Origin of the sequence: Acidithiobacillus ferrooxidans ATCC 23270, assembly GCF_000021485.1 — a bacterium.
GTDB classification, from domain to species: Bacteria; Pseudomonadota; Gammaproteobacteria; order Acidithiobacillales; family Acidithiobacillaceae; genus Acidithiobacillus; species Acidithiobacillus ferrooxidans.
In genome coordinates, this window is sequence record NC_011761.1 from 1288360 (window position 1) to 1308794 (window position 20435).

The 20435-nt window shown below is 56.5% G+C and carries 20 protein-coding genes; 10 read left to right on the top strand and 10 right to left on the bottom strand.

Annotation, left to right across the window (positions count from 1 at the left end):
- The first annotated feature begins 12 nt into the window (after positions 1 to 12).
- Genes AFE_RS15620 through AFE_RS06985 form a run of 8 tightly spaced genes read left to right on the top strand, consistent with a single transcriptional unit; the run spans position 13 to position 7987 of the window.
- Positions 13 to 192: a hypothetical protein gene (locus AFE_RS15620; protein ID WP_012536553.1), complete on the top strand. Its 180-nt coding sequence runs from the start codon at positions 13 to 15 to the stop codon at positions 190 to 192.
- Complete coding sequence (locus tag AFE_RS06955; protein WP_157293185.1) at positions 189 to 1235, top strand: ABC transporter substrate-binding protein; 1047 nt, start codon at positions 189 to 191, stop codon at positions 1233 to 1235. The genes AFE_RS15620 and AFE_RS06955 overlap by 4 nt, the downstream gene beginning before the upstream one ends.
- Positions 1232 to 2215, top strand: coding sequence for a FecCD family ABC transporter permease (locus tag AFE_RS06960; RefSeq protein ID WP_012536555.1), 984 nt, complete (start codon positions 1232 to 1234; stop codon positions 2213 to 2215). Before AFE_RS06955 ends, AFE_RS06960 begins: the two co-directional genes overlap by 4 nt.
- Positions 2212 to 3003 (top strand): ABC transporter ATP-binding protein, encoded by a 792-nt coding sequence (locus AFE_RS06965; RefSeq protein WP_009562005.1) that lies wholly within the window; start codon positions 2212 to 2214, stop codon positions 3001 to 3003. The genes AFE_RS06960 and AFE_RS06965 overlap by 4 nt, the downstream gene beginning before the upstream one ends.
- A 22-nt stretch (positions 3004 to 3025) precedes the next feature.
- Complete coding sequence (locus AFE_RS06970) at positions 3026 to 5164, top strand: TonB-dependent receptor (protein ID WP_080513193.1); 2139 nt, start codon at positions 3026 to 3028, stop codon at positions 5162 to 5164.
- Positions 5165 to 5191: 27 nt separating this feature from the next.
- Entirely contained in the window at positions 5192 to 5911 is a 720-nt protein-coding gene (gene modA, locus AFE_RS06975; protein ID WP_012536558.1) for a molybdate ABC transporter substrate-binding protein, read from the top strand.
- A 19-nt stretch (positions 5912 to 5930) separates the two neighbouring features.
- A complete protein-coding gene (locus AFE_RS06980) occupies positions 5931 to 6965 on the top strand; it encodes an ABC transporter substrate-binding protein (protein ID WP_012536559.1) in 1035 nt (344 codons plus the stop codon).
- A 38-nt stretch (positions 6966 to 7003) separates the two neighbouring features.
- A complete protein-coding gene (locus AFE_RS06985) occupies positions 7004 to 7987 on the top strand; it encodes a FecCD family ABC transporter permease (protein WP_012536560.1) in 984 nt (327 codons plus the stop codon).
- Between the two features lie 61 nt (positions 7988 to 8048).
- On the opposite strand, the gene AFE_RS06990 is transcribed toward AFE_RS06985, so the two are convergent.
- From AFE_RS06990 to AFE_RS07000, 3 genes are all read right to left on the bottom strand, one after another.
- The gene (locus AFE_RS06990; protein ID WP_012536561.1) at positions 8049 to 9269 is read right to left on the bottom strand and encodes a cation diffusion facilitator family transporter; all 1221 of its coding nucleotides are present in this window, start codon (positions 9267 to 9269) and stop codon (positions 8049 to 8051) included.
- A gap of 65 nt (positions 9270 to 9334) precedes the next feature.
- Positions 9335 to 10663 carry an OprD family outer membrane porin gene (locus AFE_RS06995; RefSeq protein WP_012536562.1) on the bottom strand — a complete coding sequence of 443 codons (1329 nt, stop codon included), beginning with the start codon at positions 10661 to 10663 and terminating at the stop codon, positions 9335 to 9337.
- Positions 10664 to 10828: 165 nt separating this feature from the next.
- Complete coding sequence (locus tag AFE_RS07000) at positions 10829 to 11752, bottom strand: extracellular solute-binding protein (RefSeq protein ID WP_012536563.1); 924 nt, start codon at positions 11750 to 11752, stop codon at positions 10829 to 10831.
- A 208-nt stretch (positions 11753 to 11960) separates the two neighbouring features.
- Between AFE_RS07000 and AFE_RS07005 the strand changes: the two genes are divergently transcribed.
- A complete protein-coding gene (locus tag AFE_RS07005; protein ID WP_012536564.1) occupies positions 11961 to 13658 on the top strand; it encodes an AAA family ATPase in 1698 nt (565 codons plus the stop codon).
- 36 nt (positions 13659 to 13694) lie between these two features.
- Entirely contained in the window at positions 13695 to 14015 is a 321-nt protein-coding gene (locus tag AFE_RS07010) for a hypothetical protein (RefSeq protein WP_009564604.1), read from the top strand.
- Between the two features lie 137 nt (positions 14016 to 14152).
- Here AFE_RS07010 and AFE_RS07015 read toward each other — a convergent pair whose 3' ends face one another.
- The 7 genes from AFE_RS07015 to nifS all read right to left on the bottom strand — a co-directional run bounded on the left by AFE_RS07015 (position 14153) and on the right by nifS (position 20434).
- The gene (locus tag AFE_RS07015; protein ID WP_009564605.1) at positions 14153 to 14383 is read right to left on the bottom strand and encodes an FmdB family zinc ribbon protein; all 231 of its coding nucleotides are present in this window, start codon (positions 14381 to 14383) and stop codon (positions 14153 to 14155) included.
- A gap of 69 nt (positions 14384 to 14452) precedes the next feature.
- Positions 14453 to 15235 (bottom strand): rhodanese-like domain-containing protein, encoded by a 783-nt coding sequence (locus AFE_RS07020; RefSeq protein ID WP_009564606.1) that lies wholly within the window; start codon positions 15233 to 15235, stop codon positions 14453 to 14455.
- Positions 15232 to 16848: a nitroreductase family protein gene (locus AFE_RS07025; protein ID WP_012607079.1), complete on the bottom strand. Its 1617-nt coding sequence runs from the start codon at positions 16846 to 16848 to the stop codon at positions 15232 to 15234. Before AFE_RS07025 ends, AFE_RS07020 begins: the two co-directional genes overlap by 4 nt.
- 64 nt (positions 16849 to 16912) lie before the next feature.
- Positions 16913 to 17245, bottom strand: a complete 333-nt coding sequence (gene nifW / locus AFE_RS07030; protein ID WP_009564607.1) for a nitrogenase-stabilizing/protective protein NifW — start codon at positions 17243 to 17245, stop codon at positions 16913 to 16915.
- Positions 17246 to 17280: 35 nt separating this feature from the next.
- Positions 17281 to 18057, bottom strand: coding sequence for a serine O-acetyltransferase (gene cysE / locus AFE_RS07035; protein ID WP_012536566.1), 777 nt, complete (start codon positions 18055 to 18057; stop codon positions 17281 to 17283).
- 15 nt (positions 18058 to 18072) lie between these two features.
- Positions 18073 to 19233 carry a homocitrate synthase gene (gene nifV, locus AFE_RS07040; protein ID WP_012536567.1) on the bottom strand — a complete coding sequence of 387 codons (1161 nt, stop codon included), beginning with the start codon at positions 19231 to 19233 and terminating at the stop codon, positions 18073 to 18075.
- On the bottom strand, positions 19226 to 20434 hold the full coding sequence (gene nifS / locus AFE_RS07045) for a cysteine desulfurase NifS (RefSeq protein WP_012607080.1): 1209 nt from the start codon (positions 20432 to 20434) through the stop codon (positions 19226 to 19228). The genes nifV and nifS overlap by 8 nt, the downstream gene beginning before the upstream one ends.
- Between the last annotated feature and the right edge of the window lies 1 nt (position 20435).

Below are 20435 nucleotides of genomic sequence, written 5' to 3' on the forward strand. Positions count from 1 at the left end.
AAGGATTAAAATATGGCGGCCAGAGAGCGTTTGCCCATTGATGTAAATCAGGAAATAGAGACATTGAGGCGCTATCTTGGGACATCCGGACATCACCCGGAAGTCGGAGAGTTCAGCGAAATCATGGCGCCGGCAAAAGCTTATAATCAGGCAATGACTAAAGCACGTGGACTCGCATGGCGCGCACCATGAATATTTTATCTATGCGCCTGCGTTTTCTGTTCACGGTGATATTAACAGGAATCATGGGTATTGCTTCGTTCCAGACCGCGACCGCACAAGTCGTGATGGACATGTCCGGGCAGCCCGTGAACATTCCCCAACCATTAGACAAGGTTTTTGGCAGCGCACCCCCGGTCAATGCCCTCATTTACACCCTGGATCCCCATCTTCTCGCGGGATGGAATCTGCCCTTGTCGCCATCGCAACGCAAATATCTGGATCCGGCGGCGCGTCATCTGCCCGTCCTGGGAGGTTGGTTCGGGCAGGGTTACAATGCCGATATCGGCACGATTTTACAGGCGCATCCTGATCTCATCGTATTCTGGTATCCCTATATGGGCCCCCAGGCGAGCGTGGTGAGCAAATTGCGTGCTCTGGGACTTCCCGTATTAAACGTAAAACTCCATGATCTGGCTGATTATATCCAGGCGTATCGGCTGCTTGGCGAAGCGTTTCACAAGCAGACGCGTGCCGAAAACCTGATCCGCTATCTTTCTGAAAAGAAAGACGCGCTTCAGAATCTCCACACGCAGATTCCGGAACCGAACCGGGTTTCCGTGTATTACGCAGGCAGTCCGAATGGATTGCGCAGTGGCTGCGATGAGGCCATGCCGACCGCCACCATACAATGGGCGGACGGGGAAAATGTTTTCCACTGCACTATCAATCACTTTCAAGGCTATCAGCAAGTAAGCATGGGACAGGTATTACGCTGGAACCCTGAGGTGATTCTCAGTGATAATCCCATATTTTTGGCCCAGGTGTATACCAATCCCGCATGGGCGCCTTTGCAGGCGGTGCGGCACCATCGCGTTTACTATATCCCCCAGCAACCCTTCAGTTGGTTCAACCGCCTGTATTCCTTTATGCAGATACTGGGTGCGCAATGGCTTGCCCATAAGCTTTATCCCCAACAATTTGCCTTCAGCGACAAAGATATCCAGAATTTTTATCAGCAGTTTCTCGGGGTGAAAATCAGCGATGCCCGGCTTCGGGAGATCATGCAGCCATGATCCGCATCTGGCGACTCCCCATCCTCTTTGTTGCACTGCTCATCATTTCGGGCGGTTCTTTGCTGATAGGCCGCTACCCGTTACCCATATCATCACTCTGGGCTGCCGTTTCAGGTGCCAATCCACTGTTACACGCACTACTTATCCATGTGCGTCTTCCCGAAATCCTGGCCGCAGTAATGGTCGGCGCGGCTTTGTCCGTGTCCGGCAGCGCTTTTCAGGCGCTGTTTATGAATCCTCTGGTTTCCCCTTCCATTCTGGGCGTGTTGTCAGGCGCGGCTTTTGGTGCGGCACTGGGAATCGTGCTGGGTTTACCCTGGGGCTTGGCTCAAGTCATTTCATTTGGGTTTGGCATGCTCGCCGTATTCATTGCGATCTTCATCTCCCGGCTCTATCCGGTGAACCCAGTGCTGATGCTGGTACTTGGGGGCATCATCAGCGGCGCTTTGTTCACAGCGCTGTTGACTATGGTGCAGTATCTGGCCAACCCCTATACCCAACTTCCGACCATCGTTTATTGGCTGATGGGAAATCTCGGTGGGGTCCGGTTGAGCGAGTTGCGTATCATGGCGATTCCTATTCTTCTGGCCGTACTCGCCCTGACCGCTTTCGGAAAAACCATGAATGTGCTGAGCATGGGCGACGAAGAAGCACGCGCCTTGGGGGTTTCGGTACATTGGGCCCGGATGTTGATCATCGTAATGGCCACCATCGCCAGCGCTCTGACTGTTTCTCTGGTGGGCATGATCGCCTGGGTGGGGCTGATCGTTCCTCATATCGCCCGTTTCATGGTCGGACCGGATAACCGGGTCCTGATCCCCGCCAGTGCCTTGACTGGCGGGTTGTTTTTGGTCATTGCCGACGATATCTCCCGCACCGCTTTTTCAGTAGAAATCCCCTTGGGGGTGGTAACCGATCTCGTGGGCATCATCGCCTTCATGCTGGTTTTGCACCGCTTGCGTAAGGGATGGACAGCATGAGGCTTTCTGCTTCACATCTGGCTTACGCTTATGATCGGCGGACGGTTCTGGAGGATGTCTCTCTCGAACTTCATGCCGGAGAATCTGTCGCCCTGTTGGGCGCCAACGGTAGTGGTAAAAGTACCCTGATTCGTCTGTTGCTGGGGATTGTCCAGCCTTTGCGAGGGGAAATCCGGGTCGGCGATAAACCTCTTTCTGCCCTTTCGGCCAGAGAGCGCGCTCGTCGTCTGGCCTATGTTCCCCAGGATCATGGCGCCGTGTTCCCTTTCCTGGTGCAGGATGTGGTGCTGATGGGCCGCATGCCGCACCAATCCTGGCTTGGGGGAGCGCGGGCCAATGACCTGACACAAGTGGCAAATGCTCTGGAACGCCTGGGTATCGCTGATCTCGCCCTCCGAGCCTATACCGAGTTGAGCGGCGGCCAGCGACAACTGGTGTTGATCGCCCGGGCGCTCGCGCAGGAAGCACCCATCCTGATTCTTGATGAACCCGTGACTGGCCTCGACTACGGCAATCAACACCGCCTCATGGCGCAAATCCAGGACCTGGCTCGCAGTGGCTTTGCCATTTTGCAGAGCAGCCATTATCCGGAACACGCTCTGGCTGCCGCTACTCGGGTTATTCTCCTCAAGGATGGCCGGGTGTTGGCCGATGGTCCTGCGGAAATCGTGCTTTGTCCGGAACACATGCGAGCACTATACGGTGTGGATATTGAATTTGTGGACGTCGGTGACGGTCGGCGGGTCATTGTTCCCTGTGCCAATAAAATCCTTCCTTTGGTCGTATGACTTGGTCTATTCGGAGAAAAGCATGATGTTGCATTTCAAACAACCCCTCATATCCTGCCACCCACTCAAGGTTGCAATAGGCTTGGCACTCACAACGGTCGCCGCGCAACAAGTGGCTATTGCCGATACGCCTGTACTCCCCATGGTACAAAGCACAGCCTCCCATATGGGGAGCACATCAGGAAACTCTGCGACTGCACCTTATTCATCTCCGTTGGATTCGACGCAAACAGAAGAAACGATTACTGGCCAAGCCATCTCTGCCATGAATCCCACCGGAGATTTCGCCCAGAGTCTGGCAAACCTTCCGAACATGAATATCGTTCCCACGGGCAATAACGGTATCGACGGATCCAACATTTACATGCGGGGTATGGATCAATCCCTGATCAACTTCACCATGGATGGGATCCCGATTAACTCGCCCATCGGCTACGGCTTTTATTCTAATGAGAACCTGTCACCCCAATATATTTCCGCCATTAATGTCAAACCAGGCCCAGGTTCCGCTGCCACTGTTGGTAACGCCAATTTCGCAGGCACGGTCGCCATACATTCGGTGACTCCATCCAGCCATTTCTCGGCAACGCCGTTTTATGGGTACGGATCATTTGGCACGCAGTCTTACGGTGGCGTCATCAATAGCGGAGAAATATTAGGTGGCATCATTCCCACCAAGATTCTTTTGGGTGCCACCAACACCCGAAGCAACGGCTATTTTTACAATACACAAAGCCACAAATATACATTTATATTCAAATCAATCAGTCAGATCGGTCCGGGGCGACTTACCTTATTTTTCTTCCAGAATAACCAGACATGGAATTTTTATAATGGTGCCACCAAACAGGAAACTGCAGAATATGGACGTCGCTACAGCGGTAATTCAGCCGATCCTGGTTCGCCTGATTATTATGGAGACAATTTCAAAACATTCCTGAACTGGCAATCCTATGTGAAGTATGCATTTCACATAGGGAGACTGGAACTATCTGATCAGTATTATTATTTCTCCGGCAAGGGTGGTGGCACGTTCACGCAAAACAATCGCGCGGCTCCCGGCGGATTCTATCTGGCCACCAAACTATTTCCGGTGCATGAATTCGGAAACATCTTCAAGGCACGCTACCCTCTTGGTTCCGGCAGCCTGGAAGCAGGGGTCTGGGCAGACTCCGATAACGAAACCGCATTTCAGTATCAGTCGAACCTATATAACCGATTTACCGGTGCCTTGGTGTCGGCGCCCGTCAGTCAGCCCGTCGTGACGGAAAGCGTTCAGCCCTATGTGCAGGGGGAATGGTCACCGATTACCACCTTACGACTGACCACGGGAGTGAAATTGTTGAATTTACACCGGACCTGGCGCGATTATGTCAGCAAAATGGAACGGGCGGCAAACTTCAACCAATGGCTACCATCCTTTGGTGTGAATTACGCGCTCCAACCCAATTGGCATCTCTATTTCAATTACACCCGCTCCGCCGAAGCACCAAGTTCCAGCCAGCTTACCGCCAGTTATTTCAACAGCGGCCTCCAACCGGAAATTGCAAACAGCTATGAGGCGGGGACTTACTGGCATCAAGGAGCATGGGGCGGGCGTTTCACGGCATTTCGCACCAATTTTGAGAATTACATCCTGTCAACCCCTGTAGTTATCGGGAATCAGGTGTTCAGTACCCAAAGCAATGCGGGTGCTGCTATCTATCAGGGGCTGGAATTCAGCAACACATACCAGATCACTCCCTGGCTTTCTGCATTTGCCAATTTTGGCATTCTGGATGCGCGTATGACTTCTAAAAATCAGCCTGCCTTGCAAGCCCCTCACCATACCGAGGCTGTTGGGCTAAACGTAAAAACAGCCCATTGGCAGGGCATGCTGGCGGTACAGCAAATCGGCTCTCGATATTACGCCACGGGCGCAACCGGTAATTCAAAACTGGATGGTTATGTCGCCGGCAGCCTCAGCGTCGCTTACGATACGGGCGAACTTTCCTTATGGAAAGGCTACATCCTGCCGAATTTGCAGATCTCAGCGCATGTCAACAACCTATTCAATAATGATTACGCACTAAGCGCTTCACCCAGTACCAGTTCGGCAGGGGCAGCCTATCAGTTGGCGCAACCCATCAATGCATTCGCTGAAATAAGTACAACATTCTGAGCGTTCTTCATCAATAAGGAGTTAGCCATGACAAATGCTTTACACCTTTTTGCCTCCCTTACCTTGGCCGAACCTTTTCAGGATATCATCCAGGGCTTTACCAGCGCCCACCCGGATGTCTCTGTGAAACCCACTTACGGCTTTTGCGGTGCGCTGATGGAACAAATGGCGGCAGGTGCGCCCGCCGATGTGTTTGCCCCTTCTTCGGAGCCCATGCTGGCCAAGGCCGCGGAGCAGGGATTCGTGCAGACCGATACGGCGGTGAACTATGCACGGAATCGGCTCGTACTCGTCAGTTTGATGAGGGACTATCCGGTGGCACCCAAACTCGAAGATCTCATGGAAGAGCGCTATGCGCGCATTGCCATGGGTGATCCCGAATCGGTTCCGCCCGGACGTTATGCGCGCATGGCGCTGGAAAAGGCCGGGTTGTGGCAAGACCTGACGGCACGCCTGCAGAAATATCCCGATGGTCTCCAGCCCTTGAAAGCGGTGCTGGAAGGCAGGGCGGATGCGGCTTTTATTTTTGCATCGACGGCCAACAGCGCATGGGGGAAGGCCCATGTCGTGGATATTCCGGTTGGCGTTTCCATGCACTATCCCGTGGCTGTCACCAGCAAGAGCGAAGAGCCTGAACTGGCCCGTGCTTTTATCGCCTACCTGCAGACGGATTCTGCACAGAAAATCCTGGAAGTTACAGGTTTCGCACATGCCCTGAGCGCTAAGCCCTTGCCGAACAGTTTCTGAAAGATAAGGAGAACACGAAATGTTTCATACCTTGCCAGGAAAATGGCGTTTACCTGTTGCGGCATTGGGCGTCAGCCTGTTGCTTTCGTTGCCCTCGTGGGCGGCCACAGCCCCCACCCGACTTCCGCCCCACAGTGTTTACGGCACCGCACCGCCAGTAACCCTGCTGGTTTACAGTCTCGCCCCGGATTTGCTGGCCGGGTGGAATTTTCCGCTGAATAAAATGGCGGGCCTGGGCATGAGTACGAATTCCGAATACCTCCTGCCAGCTACGCGCAATCTGCCGGTACTGGGTGGCTGGGACCCTGGCGACAAACCGGAGCTGGAACGTGTTCTCGCCATTCATCCCAAGCTGGCGTTGCTCTGGGCGCCTTACCTGGATAATGCCCGCCTGCGTAGCGAGCTACAGCGCATCGATGTGCCCACGCTGGCCGTCAATCTGAAAAGTCTGAATGACTATCCCGCCGCGTATCGTCTGCTGGGCGATAAATTGGGACAAGGCGCGCGCGGCGAACTACTGGCCACGGATTTTCAGAATATCCTGAATCGGCTCCGGCAGTTGCGCTCCTCTATTCCTGAGGCGCGGCGTCAGACGGTGTATTACGCAGAAGGCGTGGATGGTCTGATGACCGATACGGCGAATTCTCCTCATACCGAAGTGATCCGTGCTGCGGGCGGTGATAACGTCTTTACCGGCAAGGCGACGGCATTGAAAGGTATGGAGCGGGTGAGTATGGGACAGGTGCTGGGCTGGAATCCCGACGTGATTCTGGTGCAGGACCCGGTTTTTTATCGGCGTGTGTATGGACTTCCGGCCTGGCAAGGCCTTAAAGCGGTAAAAGATCATCGCGTTTATCTGGTGCCGCGGCAGCCTTTTAACTGGATGGATCGTCCGCCTTCCTTCATGCAGGGTTTGGGCGCTTTGTGGCTGGCGCACGTGTTGTATCCGCAGCAGTCCAAAATTCATCTGAATCAGGAGATACAGGATTTCTTCAAGACTTTCCTGCAAAAAAACGTGACCAAGGCGCAGGCCCGGTCGATGTGGCAGCCGTGAGGGTAACGGCGCTGCCAGGATCGGCCAAGAGGCTGACCATGCCATTGCTGCTCGTGCTCCTGGCCGGCATGGTCTTGCTGGAGATGTCCTGGGGACATTACCCGCTGTCCTGGCTGCAATTCTGGCAATGGCTGCGGGGCAGCCCACTGTTATCGCCGGATAAAGCCGTGCAGATCCATTTGTTGATGGTGGAGATCCGCCTGCCGCGCCTCTCTGTGGCGATCCTTGTGGGCGCGGCGCTGGCGGCCAGTGGCACCGTCTTTCAGGCCGTGTTCCGCAACCCGCTGGCGGCTCCGGATATTCTGGGCGTCATGGCAGGATCAGCCTTCGGGGGAGCCTTGGGCATCATCCTGGGCGGACCCTGGTGGACGATACAGGTGGCCGCCTTTATTTTTGGGCTGATCGCCGTGGCGATGGCTTACCTGATCGCCCGTCATTTTCCCGGGCAGCCTACTCTGATGCTGGTGATTGGCGGTATTCTGGCCGGAGCCTTGTTTACCGCACTGCTTTCACTGGTGAAATATGCCGCCGATCCGTACCAGCAGCTACCCAGTATCGTTTTCTGGTTGATGGGCAGTCTTTCCAACGTGCCCCTGCGCCAGATTCCCTACTTTGCCCTGCCGGTTTTTATCGGGATCAGCCTGTTGATATTACAGGGTCATCGTCTCGATGCCCTGAGTCTGGGGGACGAAGAAGCGCATAGTCTTGGTCTGCCAGTGCGCCAGATTCGTTTGCTGGTCATCGTGCTCGCGACACTGCTGGCAGCTATGGCCGTGATGATGGCGGGGATGATCGGCTGGATCGGGCTGATCATCCCCCATCTGGGACGTCTGATGCTCGGACCGGGCAACCGCCGTCTGTTGCTGGGGAGCAGTATTCTCGGTGCCGCATACCTTTTGCTCGCGGACGCCCTGGCCCGCAACCTGTTCTCCGTGGATGTTCCGGTGGGCGTATTTGCGGAACTTCTGGGGGTGCCGGCGTTTTTACTGGTGCTCCGGCAGATACGGAAGGCGTGGGTCTAGGTATGCCCCGTTGCGTGGCACTGGAGGGTTGGGTTCCTGTGCCGGTGACTCCTGTATGGCTTCATTCGGCGTGCGGTGGGAGCGGGGGATTCTCGTCAATCACCAATGTGACTCCCGCCGCCGAGAGCAATGCCTCCAGAGCCGGCTCCAACTGCCCGGCGCGCATGTGAATTTCGTCCGCCCCCTGGGCAATGAGCCATGCCGCCAGCCGTATGCCGCGCCCTTTTTCAGCGCCAGGTACGGGGTTATTCAGGGTTTGGGTATTTACCAGGACACCCTCGCGGTTTTCGTCCTCGAAACGAATACGTTGCGCCATCCCAAAACGCGTAGCCAGCGCCGATCCCTCCTCGGTCAGAAGGAGCGCCCGTCTTTTAAATGGCTTGAAGGGTGGCTCATAATGAAGCGTTATGTTTTCCAGTTCAGGAAACGCCTCTTGCAGTCGTTGCTGGGCGCGGTCGGCTACTTCATGGGCGTGTGCGAAGTTTGCCGCAGCGATACCGATGGTGGCGTCCGCGAACAGGACACTCCCGGCATGCCGCAGACGCAATCCTTCCACGCCTTCCACTTCCGGCGTGGTCAGTAGCAGATTTTTCGCCTTTGCGTACAGTTCGGATTCCACCGAGGCGTCGAGCAGCGAGAGGATGGCGTTTTTCAGCACCCCCCAGGTGCCCTCCAGAATCAGGAAGAGGATGATGAGGACGGCAATCTCCTGGGCAAAGGGTATCCGCAGGAGATGCCCGCCGATTCCGGCGATGACCACTACCCCCGCGCCGATATCGCCCAGCCAATTGACCACATCGCTTTGCAGTCCGGGGGAATGGAGGCAGGCGGCGGCGCGTCGTTCGAAAACATAGAAAATCCCTTCGGCCACCAGAATGGCCGCCATGAACCCCATGGTGGCCAGGGGATTGTCAGGTGGCCGCGCACCGCCGGAGAAAAATACCGCGCGGGCGATCTCATAGGCGGCAATGACGACCAGCAAGGCACCGCCCAGGGCAGCCATGTCCTCCACCTTATGGAGACCGTACGGAAACCGCAAGGAGCGGTGGCGGGAAAAGCGGATGGCCGCAAGGATGAGCAACGCGCCCAATACGTCGGAAATACTATGCACGGCGTCGGCGATGACGACGGTGCTGCCGGAGTATACACCCCAGCCGATTTTTGCTATGGAGAGCAGGCCATTGAGCCCCGTCGATGCCAACATCCAACGGGATTTCTGCCGTCCCGCCAGGTCAGACGGAGTGATTTTTCCCGGTATATCCATCGCGTCCATGGTCGCCATCCGCCCAGCCTCTGGCAATGATACCTCAATGCAGTCCATTCGCCACGCACCATCTGTACCCGGCGTTAAAACTGGTACGTCATCATCACTCGGTTGTACACAAAGGAGTGTTGTCCTGAGCCCGGAAATAGCCCGACCGCACCACCATTCCCCACCTCCACCTGATCCCGCAAGCACAGCCCCCGGAACATGCCCTGGGGGAAGTAGCTCACGTTAAAGTGGGTCCAGTTGCTATTGCCGGAAAAATAGGTGGTGAACTGGGAATAGCCGGCTGTCAGTTGGACTTGTTTAGGCAGAACCCAGTAAGCGGCCCGCACCCGCCAGCCATGTCCCGGACCCACGCCGACCAGGCCCTGTATCATGCTGTTCACATACAGCGGGTCTGCCGTATAGCCGATGGTATAGGGGGAAATAATGGCGCCGCCGCCCAAGGCGTGGGCATGCAATTCTGTAGCATCATAACCCCACCAGAGGCTGCCGTCGGGGAACTGAAAACCGGCTTTTACACCCCAGTTGGTGCTGTTCACACCTTGTCCTGGCTGGCCGAAGAGGGTGGTGCCGGTGCTCGCAAAGGCCTCTCCGGCACCCCATTCCCGGGTGAACTGCGCATCCACAAAGGGCTTGAGGACGAAGGATGTCGGCAGGGCGTAGTGGCCGCTCCAGTAGAACATGTTGGCGAATTGGTCGAACTGGTAAAACCAGGCGGCGGTTTCGGCGTGATATGCGTGATATTGGGCGCCAAAGGCGAGCGCTCCGTTGGTGGGCGGAGTACCGGCGGGCAGCACATTGGGTCCGCCATAGAGGGAGTCACCCTCATAGTGGCCGGGGTAATAGAGGTTGTCCCGGTAGAACTGGTCGGTAGTGCGGTCTTTCCAGCGGAACATCCGCAGCGCGCTGAGTTGCAGGCCGCTGAAGGGATGGGCCTCCAGGGTCACCCCCTGATAGGTGACGGGAATCACCCGCCCACCGACCCGGTTCAGCCAGGGGGTATCTACCAACTGATTGCCTACCTTGGCGGTGATCCATTTGTCCTGATATTCCAGATAGGCCTGACCCAGTGCATTGACGGAAGGACTGGTACCCATGAGGGTCTTGTCGATCCGGGCCGGATTGCTGGGCTGCGTGCCAAGTGCGTTGGCAGTGTAAAAACTGACGCCGATACGGAAGCCCGAGAGAAAGGGCGCGGTGACGACATTGATGCGTCCGGCCAGGGAGTAGGCATAAGCATTGACGGTGTTGGGGGTGCCATAGAGGCGGCTGAAGTAGTAGGAACGGATTTGTCCATCAATATGACTTTTCGCAAAAAATTGAGACAGGGTTTCGGCCTGGGCACTGGCGTTGAAGGCACCCATCAGGCTGGCTGCTGTCACCAGATGAAGGATATTTTTCTGCATGGGAATAGCTCCTGCGTATCGCGCATGGTGGTTTTCATTGCGGTATTTTGAATATAACGTGGCATGATCAGCCCGGCCGTGGAGAAATATCTCACCCCAACAGGCCGGCGAACTGTCTGCTGAACTATTTGCGCCGGGCGCGGAATGCGCCGGCGTGGAGCCGCGTTATTTCAGTACGTCACCCTTGGGTGGGTTGTAGCCGGTCTCTTTGAACATGGTCTGACCCTGGGGGCTGGTCATGAAGTGGATAAAGGCCATGCCCAGTTTGGGATCGGGCGCATCCACGGGTACCGCAGCATAGAAGACCAGAGGCTGGGTGTGCACAGTCTGGGGTTTTCCGTCCACATTCAGGGTGAAGTGGACTTTGCTGTACCAGTCTTTGACCATGGCCGGATTGCTGAGATTGATCTGATCGGGCAGGGTGATATAAGGCAGATGCAGGGATTTTACCGCGCTGAGATAACCCGATGAGGCGGCCATCTGCCCACTCTTGAGGCGGGAAAGTAACGACGCTTCCGTGAATATCTGCCGGGGGTTCTCGACCGGACCGAGGATTTTGTTCACTAGATCCGGTTGGTGGTAATACCTTTCCGCCAGCATGAAGGTAAAGACGATATTTTGCCCTTGGGGATCGGTTTTGGGATCTGTGCGACCGAAGATCACCCCCGGCTTCTTCAGGATTTCATACCACGGCACCTTGCCTTCCGCGGCTTCCTTGAAATCTTTGGCGTAGGGGCTGTTGGGACTATAAGCGATGCACATGGCAGTACTGGCGACCGGGAAGGCCTTCTTGACCAGGCCGGCCTTGATCAGCACCTCGATGGGGCCGGGGGTGATGGAGACAAAAACGTCGGTGCGCAGTTTGTGGGCGGCGATGAGCCGGGCGAGGCCATAAGCGCCCTGACCCTCCCCCTGGTAGTGCACGCTATGGGCTTTGGCGAAGGCCGGTCCGAGATGCAGGTCCATGACCGTACCCATGGAGCCTGCGTAAGCGACATGCAGGTCTTTGGCCATGGCTTGGGGCGATAAACCCAGCAGGCTGGCGGCGACGATCAGTGCAAGGGAACTTTGATAGTGACGGTGTTTCACGGGCTCTACTCCTGTGGTTTGCGAAATATTCAATGGAATATACTGGTAACTATTTTTGGGTGTCAATAGATTTGTTAAGCTGGTCATATCCAGATATGACATGAATTTGGCATCTTTTTTGCTACATCTTCCACGCGGCCCTATTGCCCACTTATTTGTTCGTTTTATGACAATAATGTGTACTTATTGACATCTAGGGAGAGGCTTTTTGAAACTGCGGATACGGCGGGTGCATGTCGAGGCGATGGTGCAGGAGTTCCCGCATCTGGCGAGCTTGCGGGAACAGCTTCGTTTCGGGGATGTTGCTGAATTGTCTTTTCAGCAATTGGCATATTCTGAACTGGGTTTTCTCGCCACGCTGTATCAGGCAGCAGGACCGGAGTTGCATGCACAGTCAGCCATATTATTTGCCCTGCAAAAAGCCAGGCAGGGTAATGATCGGCGTTTCGGACCGGAGGATGATCTCGAACTATTATTGCCAGCGCTGGCGGGCCTGCTGATTGAAGACGCCATCCGGGGCTGGCTGTTCAGTATCAACGTGGATGGTAAGGCCCTGGCTTATGTCATCACCAGACTGGATTATGTAGCACCGGGAAATGACGAAACCGGCAAGATCGTCATAGAACTGAAAGCGAACGCCAAAGGCGTCATTGCAAGTCCGACCGTTCGTATTTCCGCGAGTGATATGGCCAATCGTTCGGTGAGGGAAATTCTCGCTGCAAAGGGATTTTTGAAAGAAACTCCGGAGCTGATTGCTGCCTACGACGCAGAAGTCTCCCGTTATTTCGAATGGCGGGGACATTATGGCGCACAGTATTCGGCGCTCGGGGTCGGCTTCTATGCCGAAGATCCCAGCGCGACACATCGGGATACCGACTGGTCACGAAAAGACGTGATCATTTTGTCGGCGGGAGAGGGCAGGGCACGTCTGGTCAATGATGAGGGTATTCTGACCGCCAGGGTCACAGCACTGGAAGTGACGGGGGATATTCTCGGCCCCTATTTGCGCAAAGCGGCAAAAAGCAATCGCTATGGTGCCGAAGAAGAGGTGGGGCAATTCCGGTCTGTTATCGAGAATGGGTTGTTCACGAAAATCCCCGTGCATCCCTATTTATTCATGTTTCACCTGGAGCTTCATCATTATCTCTGGGTGCATGTCAGCGACATTGCGCCTTACGCTTACCAGCCCACATTGAAGCAAAAGCTGATTTTACCCGCTGAACAGACAGATCTTATTGATATTTTGACTGCCGAGATGGATGTCCTGATGGACGATATCATCACCGGGAAATCCGGCGGAACCACAGTGCTTTGCGCCGGACCCGCCGGCGTAGGAAAAACGCTTACCGCCGAGGTGTACTCTGAAATTATTCAGCGACCGCTGTATCGGGTGCATTCAGGACAACTGGGATTGAATGTGGCCAGCATGGAGACCGCGCTGAAGGAGATACTGACCCGCGCCCAACGCTGGGGCGCCGTTATGCTGATTGATGAAGCGGATGTCTATATCAAGCGGCGGGACGACAATATGACGATGAACGCGGTGGTTGGCGTTTTTCTGCGGGTGCTGGAGTATTTTAATGGTTTGTTGTTTTTGACCACGAATCGGGTGGATGACATTGATGAAGCCATTGTCTCCCGTTGCATCGCCCTGATTAAATACAATCCCCCGGATGGCAATGGACGCCGACAAATCTGGCAGGTGATGTGCGATCAGTTTTGTCTCGATATCTCCATGTCGGCCATTGACGAATTGGTGGATATTTTTCCTGCAGCCACTGGCAGGGATATTAAAGGACTGGCCAAACTGGTGGCTAAATTCTGTAAACAGAAACAGGTGCTGCCGACTGTGGAGGTCTTTAAACGCTGTTCGGTATTTCGCGGGCTGGAACCAGCTGCTGGGTGACCTTGGAGAGATGAGTTTTTAATGGAGTAGGGAGATATGAAAATGCGTACAATCATTACTCTGGCAGGCGATGATATGGGATTGGTGAGCGAAAACGATATGGCCCTCGCCATACAGGCGGCTGAGGAAGTCTTCGCACAGCATGGGGCTGACCCTATGGCTTGCGAAGTGGCCAATCAGAAGCAGTATAGTGATGCGGAAATTACCCGGGATGAAGCATTATTGTGCGCCATCTGGGAAGAAGCCAATTATGCAGCCTGGCACAAAGCCACTATTGGCTGGATGAGTCGGAATATTGATCTTTATATCATGGTGCGAAGTGCCGCAGCGGATGGCATGGATACCATATCAGCATAATATATCGCAAACGTAACCGCCTCCCGGGTCCTCAATGCTTCGTAAATTGCCATCCAAATCCATGAAAAAACCACTCATGATAAATCCTCGCTGGTGTTATTCCAAAAAGTCGGTGGGGTGAAACGATGCCTGCCGAGTCAGCGCAATTTGCGCTCGGCGGGCGAAAAATTGCTCAAATGCCCCTCCTTCGCCGCTTGTGCACGAGCACGCGCCTTCAGTCCAGCACTGCGACCAGGTGCGGCTACGCGCGAAATCTGCTTTTCCAGGTGTTGGCTGCCACATTGCGGGCAGTTTGGGATGGTTGAATTCATGACCAGCAATTCAAAGTCGGCGTCGCAATCGCAACAATGGTAATCGAAAATAGGCATCTTTGCTCCTTTGTCAGGTTATGGCCAAAACCGTATCTGTTACCCGAGTACAGCAATAATGATGCCTGTTCAGGTGACGGCTTTTATCCGCCTCGGTGTTTCGCGCAACAAATTCAGACATTCCAGATTGGCGGCCATATCCAGCGCGGTGAAATCATCGAGCGAAAGGAGGCTCCGGTCTGCACCGAATGCCAGCAAACGCTCCACTACCGCCGTCTTGCCAGCGGATGCAGCATACATCAGGCAAGTGGCGCCGTTGTCATTCTGGTGGTTGAGGTGGGCGCCAACCGCCACCAGCAGGTCCAGTGTGTCCAGATTCTCACTGACACAAGCGAACCAGAGGGCCTGATTGCCATCGTTGTTGCGCTGGTGCGGGTCGGCACCGGCGGCGAGCAGTTCAGCCACCCGCGCAGGATCACCTTCGCCGGCGGCACGCATCAAGGGCGTCACCCCGTCGCGGGTGCGCGCGTGGATGTCTGCGGCGGGAAACTCCTGCGCCATCAGCCAGCATTGCAGTGCCTCCGTGAGCTGCGAATTTGCGGGCGTATGCACCTTGCGCCAGGCTTCGTAACCGCCATCCAGACTATATACCTCCGCAAAACCAAAATCGGCAAAGAGTTGGGCACGCATCTGGCTGGCGTTGCCATGGTAGCAATAGATCAGTACAGGACGATGCTTGGCGATGTTCAGCACATGGTCATCGGCGTTGTAATCGCCGAGGGGAGAAGCGCCGGCAATATGTCCGGCCCGGAAATCGCTGGGGTGGCGGCAATCCAGTAACACGGTGTCCGGCCTTTGCAGGAGTTCGCGGGCCTTGTGCACATCAATACGGTGAAAGGAGCGGGTATTCATGAGGTTTCTCCGGTGTGGATGTTCAGTTCCCGGTGGGCATAGGGCGGGAGGGTGCTGATCCGCGTATCCGTCAGGGCATGACCCACGGTGAAGTGGTAAAGGGATTGCAGTCGGTTATCCTTGATCCCCAATATTTCCTGCACGGCATCATCAAAAAAACAGCCGATGCCGGTGCCGTTCAGACCCAGAGATTCGGCTTCCAGATACAATATCTGGCCCAGCAGCCCCGCTTCCTGGTAGAGCAAGCGGTAGTGCCAGGCGCCGCACTTCAGGGAGTCTGCATATTCCGCCAGAAAGGCCACGGCAAAGCAGCTATCGGCGGCAATGGCCTGATGACAGGACAGAGTCCGGGCGATACTGCGCACGTCGCCGCTATAGAGTCGCCGCAGGGGCAGATGGGTGGGCGCAGTAGCCACTGCTTCCCAGGAGAAATCGGGATGGAGGGCCATGCGTAGCACTGGTTCGCCCTCTGCGGTGCGGGGCAGGGCATAGAGGCCACTACTCAGGCCACTAACGCGATGCACAAAAAGTATCGGATGGATGCGCGGGGTGAAGGGCCAGATATCCCACGGCAGGTCGGACCGGGGCAGCAACGCATCCAGGAGGGTAAAGAAATCGTCAGCCGCCATGACCGTCTCCGGGTCGAAGCGCTGGGCGCTGCGCCGACGGCGGATCAGGGTGCTGGCGGCAGTATGTCCCGATTTTTTGCGTGCTGGCCAGGGATCGGGCGGAAGCGGGTCGGGAGTGAGTAGCGGCATCCTGCTGGCGCTGTTCGTTTCGGCGATGACCGGCCACTGGTACAGGGGATGGGCATCCAGGCGGTTGGCCTGACCCCACCATTGCCCCGGCAGCGCAGCGGGGCTAGCGATGGCGGAGGACATGGTATCGGCTGGGAGGATTTCCAGCAGCAGCTCCGCATCCTCGCCTTCGGCATGCGCGAAATCGCCGGAACGGTCCAGGCCCAGGAGGCTGCGCAGTCGGGTATCGTCCACATCCCCGCGCAGGCGAAGGTGCCAACCCAGGGTGCCCGCGGCGTAGCGCAGGGCGCCCAGCGCATGGCCAATATCCAGTTGGCAATAGCGTAGTGCCCGTTCGCCGTATTTCCATGCTTCGCGCCACGCTACGGAAGTCAGCCCGACATACACCCCCGAGCCGTGTTGTTCGGCATCGGGAGACCAGCGCTGTTCGAGCAGGTGATCTCTGCTCAGGTAGTGATACAGTCCATCCTCCAGATCCGGAACCCCGAAGGCGAGAAGATAGGCCTCGGTGGGATGCAGGTTGCCGCTGGACGGGTTGCAGCGCAATGCCCAGCGATCCGGACCGTATTCCTTCCATGCCGCCAGCCCGAGGGCAAGCTCCAAAAACTGGGCGACCGCCTGGAGCGTGAAGGGTTGGGACCTGACTGCGGAGAGCGCGGCGAACGGGACGGCAGTTTCTTCCGTCAGCAACGGCAGGATGCGCCGTGGGCTTCCGGTGAACTCGCGGAAGGGGTTGGGTTGTGCATCCCAGTCCAGCGCCTCGGGCCCGGCCGCATAGCGATTCAGGTGATGCTTGGATCGTTCATGGTAGGCCATCACCACGCGCATGGATTCGCTGTTATTGCCTGTCGCCATGATGTGCGCCGTTCCGTCCGTCAGCCCTGGTCGTGGCATTTTATTCCGGCGCGGCAACGGCGTGTCAACGGCCTTTCCGCGCGCTGACCGCCACCTTTTCGAGAGAGACATGACTCACGCCCATGGCCTGATGAAAGACTTTGAACACCTTCTCGGAGACCGCATCAGATACCACAAAATCTTGATACGATTGGCTGAGCAATTTCACATAAAGCGCTTGCAGCGCCCGATCATCCAGGGCGTCCGTATTCCCCTCTCTTTTCAGGTAATCATGAAAACGTTTGAGGATATGGAGACGATTGATATGGACCACTGTCTCATCATACTCGATGTTCAGAAACTTCAGGAAATCCTCAGCGGAGGACAAACTCGCCAGTGTTTTACGTAGATCACTCATGGTGTCATCCTTGGAAGTCGTCAGAGGGGAGGGGGCTAAAGTGCTGGGCTGCTGTTTGGCCCACACAGGTTGGGATCGGAATCCGGACAGTTATTGCAGTCTTTTTCCGTCAGTGGTGCAACACGCCCGACGGACTGGGCCTGCAATTCCAGTTGGGAAATTCGTTCCATCAGGCACTGGATAGCCTTGCCCACTGGATCCGGCATGAGATGGTGATCCAGATCAATACCGTGGGTGTTGATGCGGCGGCGTTCGGCAGGGAGCACGACGCGGCCGGGGATGCCCACGACCGTCATTCCCGCCGCCACATCGTTAATGACCACCGCATTGGCACCCACTTGGCCGTCATGACCGATAGTGACGGGTCCGAGGATCTTCGCACCCGCACCCACCATGACCCGATCCTGCAATGTCGGGTGACGCTTGCCCGGATTCCAGCTCGTTCCCCCCAAGGTCACGCCGTGGTAGATGGTGCAATCGTCGCCGATCTCGGCTGTTTCGCCAATCACCACGCCCATGCCGTGATCAATGAAGAATCGGCGCCCGATCTGCGCCCCCGGGTGAATGTCGATACCGGTTGAGAATCGCGCCACGGCGCTCAATACCCGGGCCGGATATCTCCATCCCCGCTGCCAGCAGCGATGGGCCACGCGGTGCGCCAGCAGTGCATGCACCCCAGGATAGGTGGTGAGGACTTCCAGGGTGTTGCGCGCCGCCGGATCACGTTCAAAAACGCAGTGAATATCGTCGCGCAGGTTGCGCCACAGACCGGACTTGCGGGATTCTTCCTTGCCGAGCAGCGTGGCAGCCATGGTTTTCTCCTTTATTCAGGAATGGACGTGCGGGGATTCCATGCTTTCCAGAAGAAAGCGATGCATATCTTCGACCGGCGGCGTTACTTTATGCTGAAGTACATAGACGCGAATCTGTCTGAGGATGTTTTGTGCCTGTGACTCGGTGATAATGCTCCCCAGTTCAGCATAGGCACGCATGATAGCCTTGGTACCGGAATGCTTACCCAGTACCAAGTGATGCTGGCGCCCCAGCTCCTCCGGGTCGAAGCTTTGGTAATTCCGGGGATTTTTGAGTAATCCATCGACATGGATACCGGACTCGTGGCTGAAGATGGCATCTCCGACGATGCTTTTCCCGGCGGGGACGGGGCGGGCGGATGCCAGTGCCACCAGTTGCGAAATCGCTTTGAACTGGCGCACGTCGATACCTGTCTCGATGCCGTGCAGATGGTGCAGGCACATCACGACTTCCTCCAGCGCGGCGTTGCCGGCGCGCTCGCCCAGGCCGTTCACCGTCGTGTTTACATGGGTGGCACCAAAACGCAGGGCAGCGACGGAGTTGGCAGTGGCCAGACCCAGATCGTTATGGGCATGGATTTCGATTTCCATGTCCGTGACCGCCCTTAAGCGCCGCATGATATGGGCGGTATTAAAGGGTTCCAGGATGCCCAGGGTGTCGGCATAACGAAAGCGGCGCGCCCCGGCTCGTTGCGCGACTTCCATGACTCGCAGAACAAAATCCAAGGGTGCCCGGGAGGCATCTTCGCCGCCTACCGCCACATCCATGCCGCTGTCCAGTACCTGCTTCACCCGGCGATCCACCTGCTGTAGGACCCACTGACGATCTTTGCCCAGCTTGCCCCGAATCTGGATATCCGACACCGGCACTGAGGCATTGACCATGTCCACGGCACAACGCTTTGCCGCGCCCAGGTCCGTATCGTGCATCCGGCACCAGACCACCAGACGGGCGGGCAGGCCCATCTGAGCAATGCCCCGGATGGTTTCCTCCTCTTCGCTCCCCATGGCGGGGATGCCGATCTCCAGTTCCGGAATCCCGGCATCGGCCAGACTCTTGGCGATGGTGAGCTTTTCGTCCGGGCGGAACGCGACCCCGGCGGTCTGTTCGCCATCGCGTAGGGTGGTGTCGTGGATTACCGCAAAGTCGCGGGAGAAAGGGCTGAGCTCATGCATATACGGGTGCAAAGGCGTTATCAGTGAGGATGGGGCCATTGGCCCCCCAGTAGGGGGACAGACGCCGCAATTGCTCGACGATGGGTGGTGTCTGCGCAATCACCCAGTCCACCTCCGCTTCCGTGGTCTCCCGGGACAGGGAGAAACGGATGGTGCCGTGCGCCGCCGTATAGGGGATATCCATGGCGCGCAACACATGGGACGGCTCCAGTGACCCGGAGGTGCAGGCGGAGCCAGAGGAGGCGGCGATGCCAACCCGGCTCAGGAGCATCAGAATGGCTTCACCCTCGATGTATTCAAAAGAGATGCTGGACGTATTGGGCAGGCGGTGCTCCGGATCGCCATTGACGAAAGCATAGGGCACTTGCGCCAGTATCCCGGCCTCCAGACGATCCCTTAAAGCGCGCACCACGGTGTTTTCATACTCCATATGCTCCAGGGCCATGTCTGCAGCCAGCCCCAGGGCGATAATGCCCGTGGTGTTTTCCGTTCCGGCCCGGCGTCCGCGTTCCTGGTGACCACCGCGCAGCATGGGTCGGTAGCGGGTGCCCCGGCGCACATAGAGCGCACCGACGCCTTTCGGGGCATGCAGCTTATGGCCGGAGAGGGAGAGCATGTCGATGGCCGATTCCTGCATGTTCAGGGCAATTTTGCCCACTGCCTGCACGGCATCCGTATGAAAGAGTGCGCCCTTCTCCTTGGCCATCCGTGCCATGCTTTCGACGGGGAAGATCGTCCCCGTCTCATTGTTGGCATACATCATGGAGACGACGGCCACCTGCTCGCTGAGCGCTGCGGCATACGCTTCCATGGAGATGCGCCCAAGCCGGTCCACGGGAATGTAGTGGACTTTATAGCCTTCATGACGTTCGAGATGATCACAGAGAGACAGAATGGCCGGGTGTTCCACCACGCTGGTGATGATTTCCCGGCGGCTGGGCTGAATGGCCAGGGCCGAGAGGATGGCAGTGTTATCGGACTCCGTCCCACAGGAAGTAAAAATGATTTCCGAGTCGTGTTCTACTCCCAGCAGCGCCTGTACGGAGGCGCGCGCTTCTTCCAGACGTTTGCCCACATCGCCGCCGAAGCTGTGCATGGAGGAGGGGTTGCCGTAATACTCGCTGAAGTAGGGAAGAATGGTCTCCAGCACCTGGGGATCTACCCGGGTGGTGGCATTGTTGTCCATATAGGCGCTGCTCATG

Coding starts and splice junctions, on each gene's coding strand:
- AFE_RS15620 (WP_012536553.1), top strand. CDS start 13: ATGGCGGCCAGAGAGCGTTTGCCCATTGATGTAAATCAGGAAATAGAG.
- AFE_RS06955 (WP_157293185.1), top strand. CDS start 189: ATGAATATTTTATCTATGCGCCTGCGTTTTCTGTTCACGGTGATATTA.
- AFE_RS06960 (WP_012536555.1), top strand. CDS start 1,232: ATGATCCGCATCTGGCGACTCCCCATCCTCTTTGTTGCACTGCTCATC.
- AFE_RS06965 (WP_009562005.1), top strand. CDS start 2,212: ATGAGGCTTTCTGCTTCACATCTGGCTTACGCTTATGATCGGCGGACG.
- AFE_RS06970 (WP_080513193.1), top strand. CDS start 3,026: ATGATGTTGCATTTCAAACAACCCCTCATATCCTGCCACCCACTCAAG.
- modA (WP_012536558.1), top strand. CDS start 5,192: ATGACAAATGCTTTACACCTTTTTGCCTCCCTTACCTTGGCCGAACCT.
- AFE_RS06980 (WP_012536559.1), top strand. CDS start 5,931: ATGTTTCATACCTTGCCAGGAAAATGGCGTTTACCTGTTGCGGCATTG.
- AFE_RS06985 (WP_012536560.1), top strand. CDS start 7,004: ATGCCATTGCTGCTCGTGCTCCTGGCCGGCATGGTCTTGCTGGAGATG.
- AFE_RS06990 (WP_012536561.1), bottom strand. CDS start 9,269: ATGGCGACCATGGACGCGATGGATATACCGGGAAAAATCACTCCGTCT.
- AFE_RS06995 (WP_012536562.1), bottom strand. CDS start 10,663: ATGCAGAAAAATATCCTTCATCTGGTGACAGCAGCCAGCCTGATGGGT.
- AFE_RS07010 (WP_009564604.1), top strand. CDS start 13,695: ATGAAAATGCGTACAATCATTACTCTGGCAGGCGATGATATGGGATTG.
- AFE_RS07015 (WP_009564605.1), bottom strand. CDS start 14,383: ATGCCTATTTTCGATTACCATTGTTGCGATTGCGACGCCGACTTTGAA.
- AFE_RS07020 (WP_009564606.1), bottom strand. CDS start 15,235: ATGAATACCCGCTCCTTTCACCGTATTGATGTGCACAAGGCCCGCGAA.
- AFE_RS07025 (WP_012607079.1), bottom strand. CDS start 16,848: ATGGCGACAGGCAATAACAGCGAATCCATGCGCGTGGTGATGGCCTAC.
- nifW (WP_009564607.1), bottom strand. CDS start 17,245: ATGAGTGATCTACGTAAAACACTGGCGAGTTTGTCCTCCGCTGAGGAT.
- cysE (WP_012536566.1), bottom strand. CDS start 18,057: ATGGCTGCCACGCTGCTCGGCAAGGAAGAATCCCGCAAGTCCGGTCTG.
- nifV (WP_012536567.1), bottom strand. CDS start 19,233: ATGCATGAGCTCAGCCCTTTCTCCCGCGACTTTGCGGTAATCCACGAC.
- nifS (WP_012607080.1), bottom strand. CDS start 20,434: ATGAGCAGCGCCTATATGGACAACAATGCCACCACCCGGGTAGATCCC.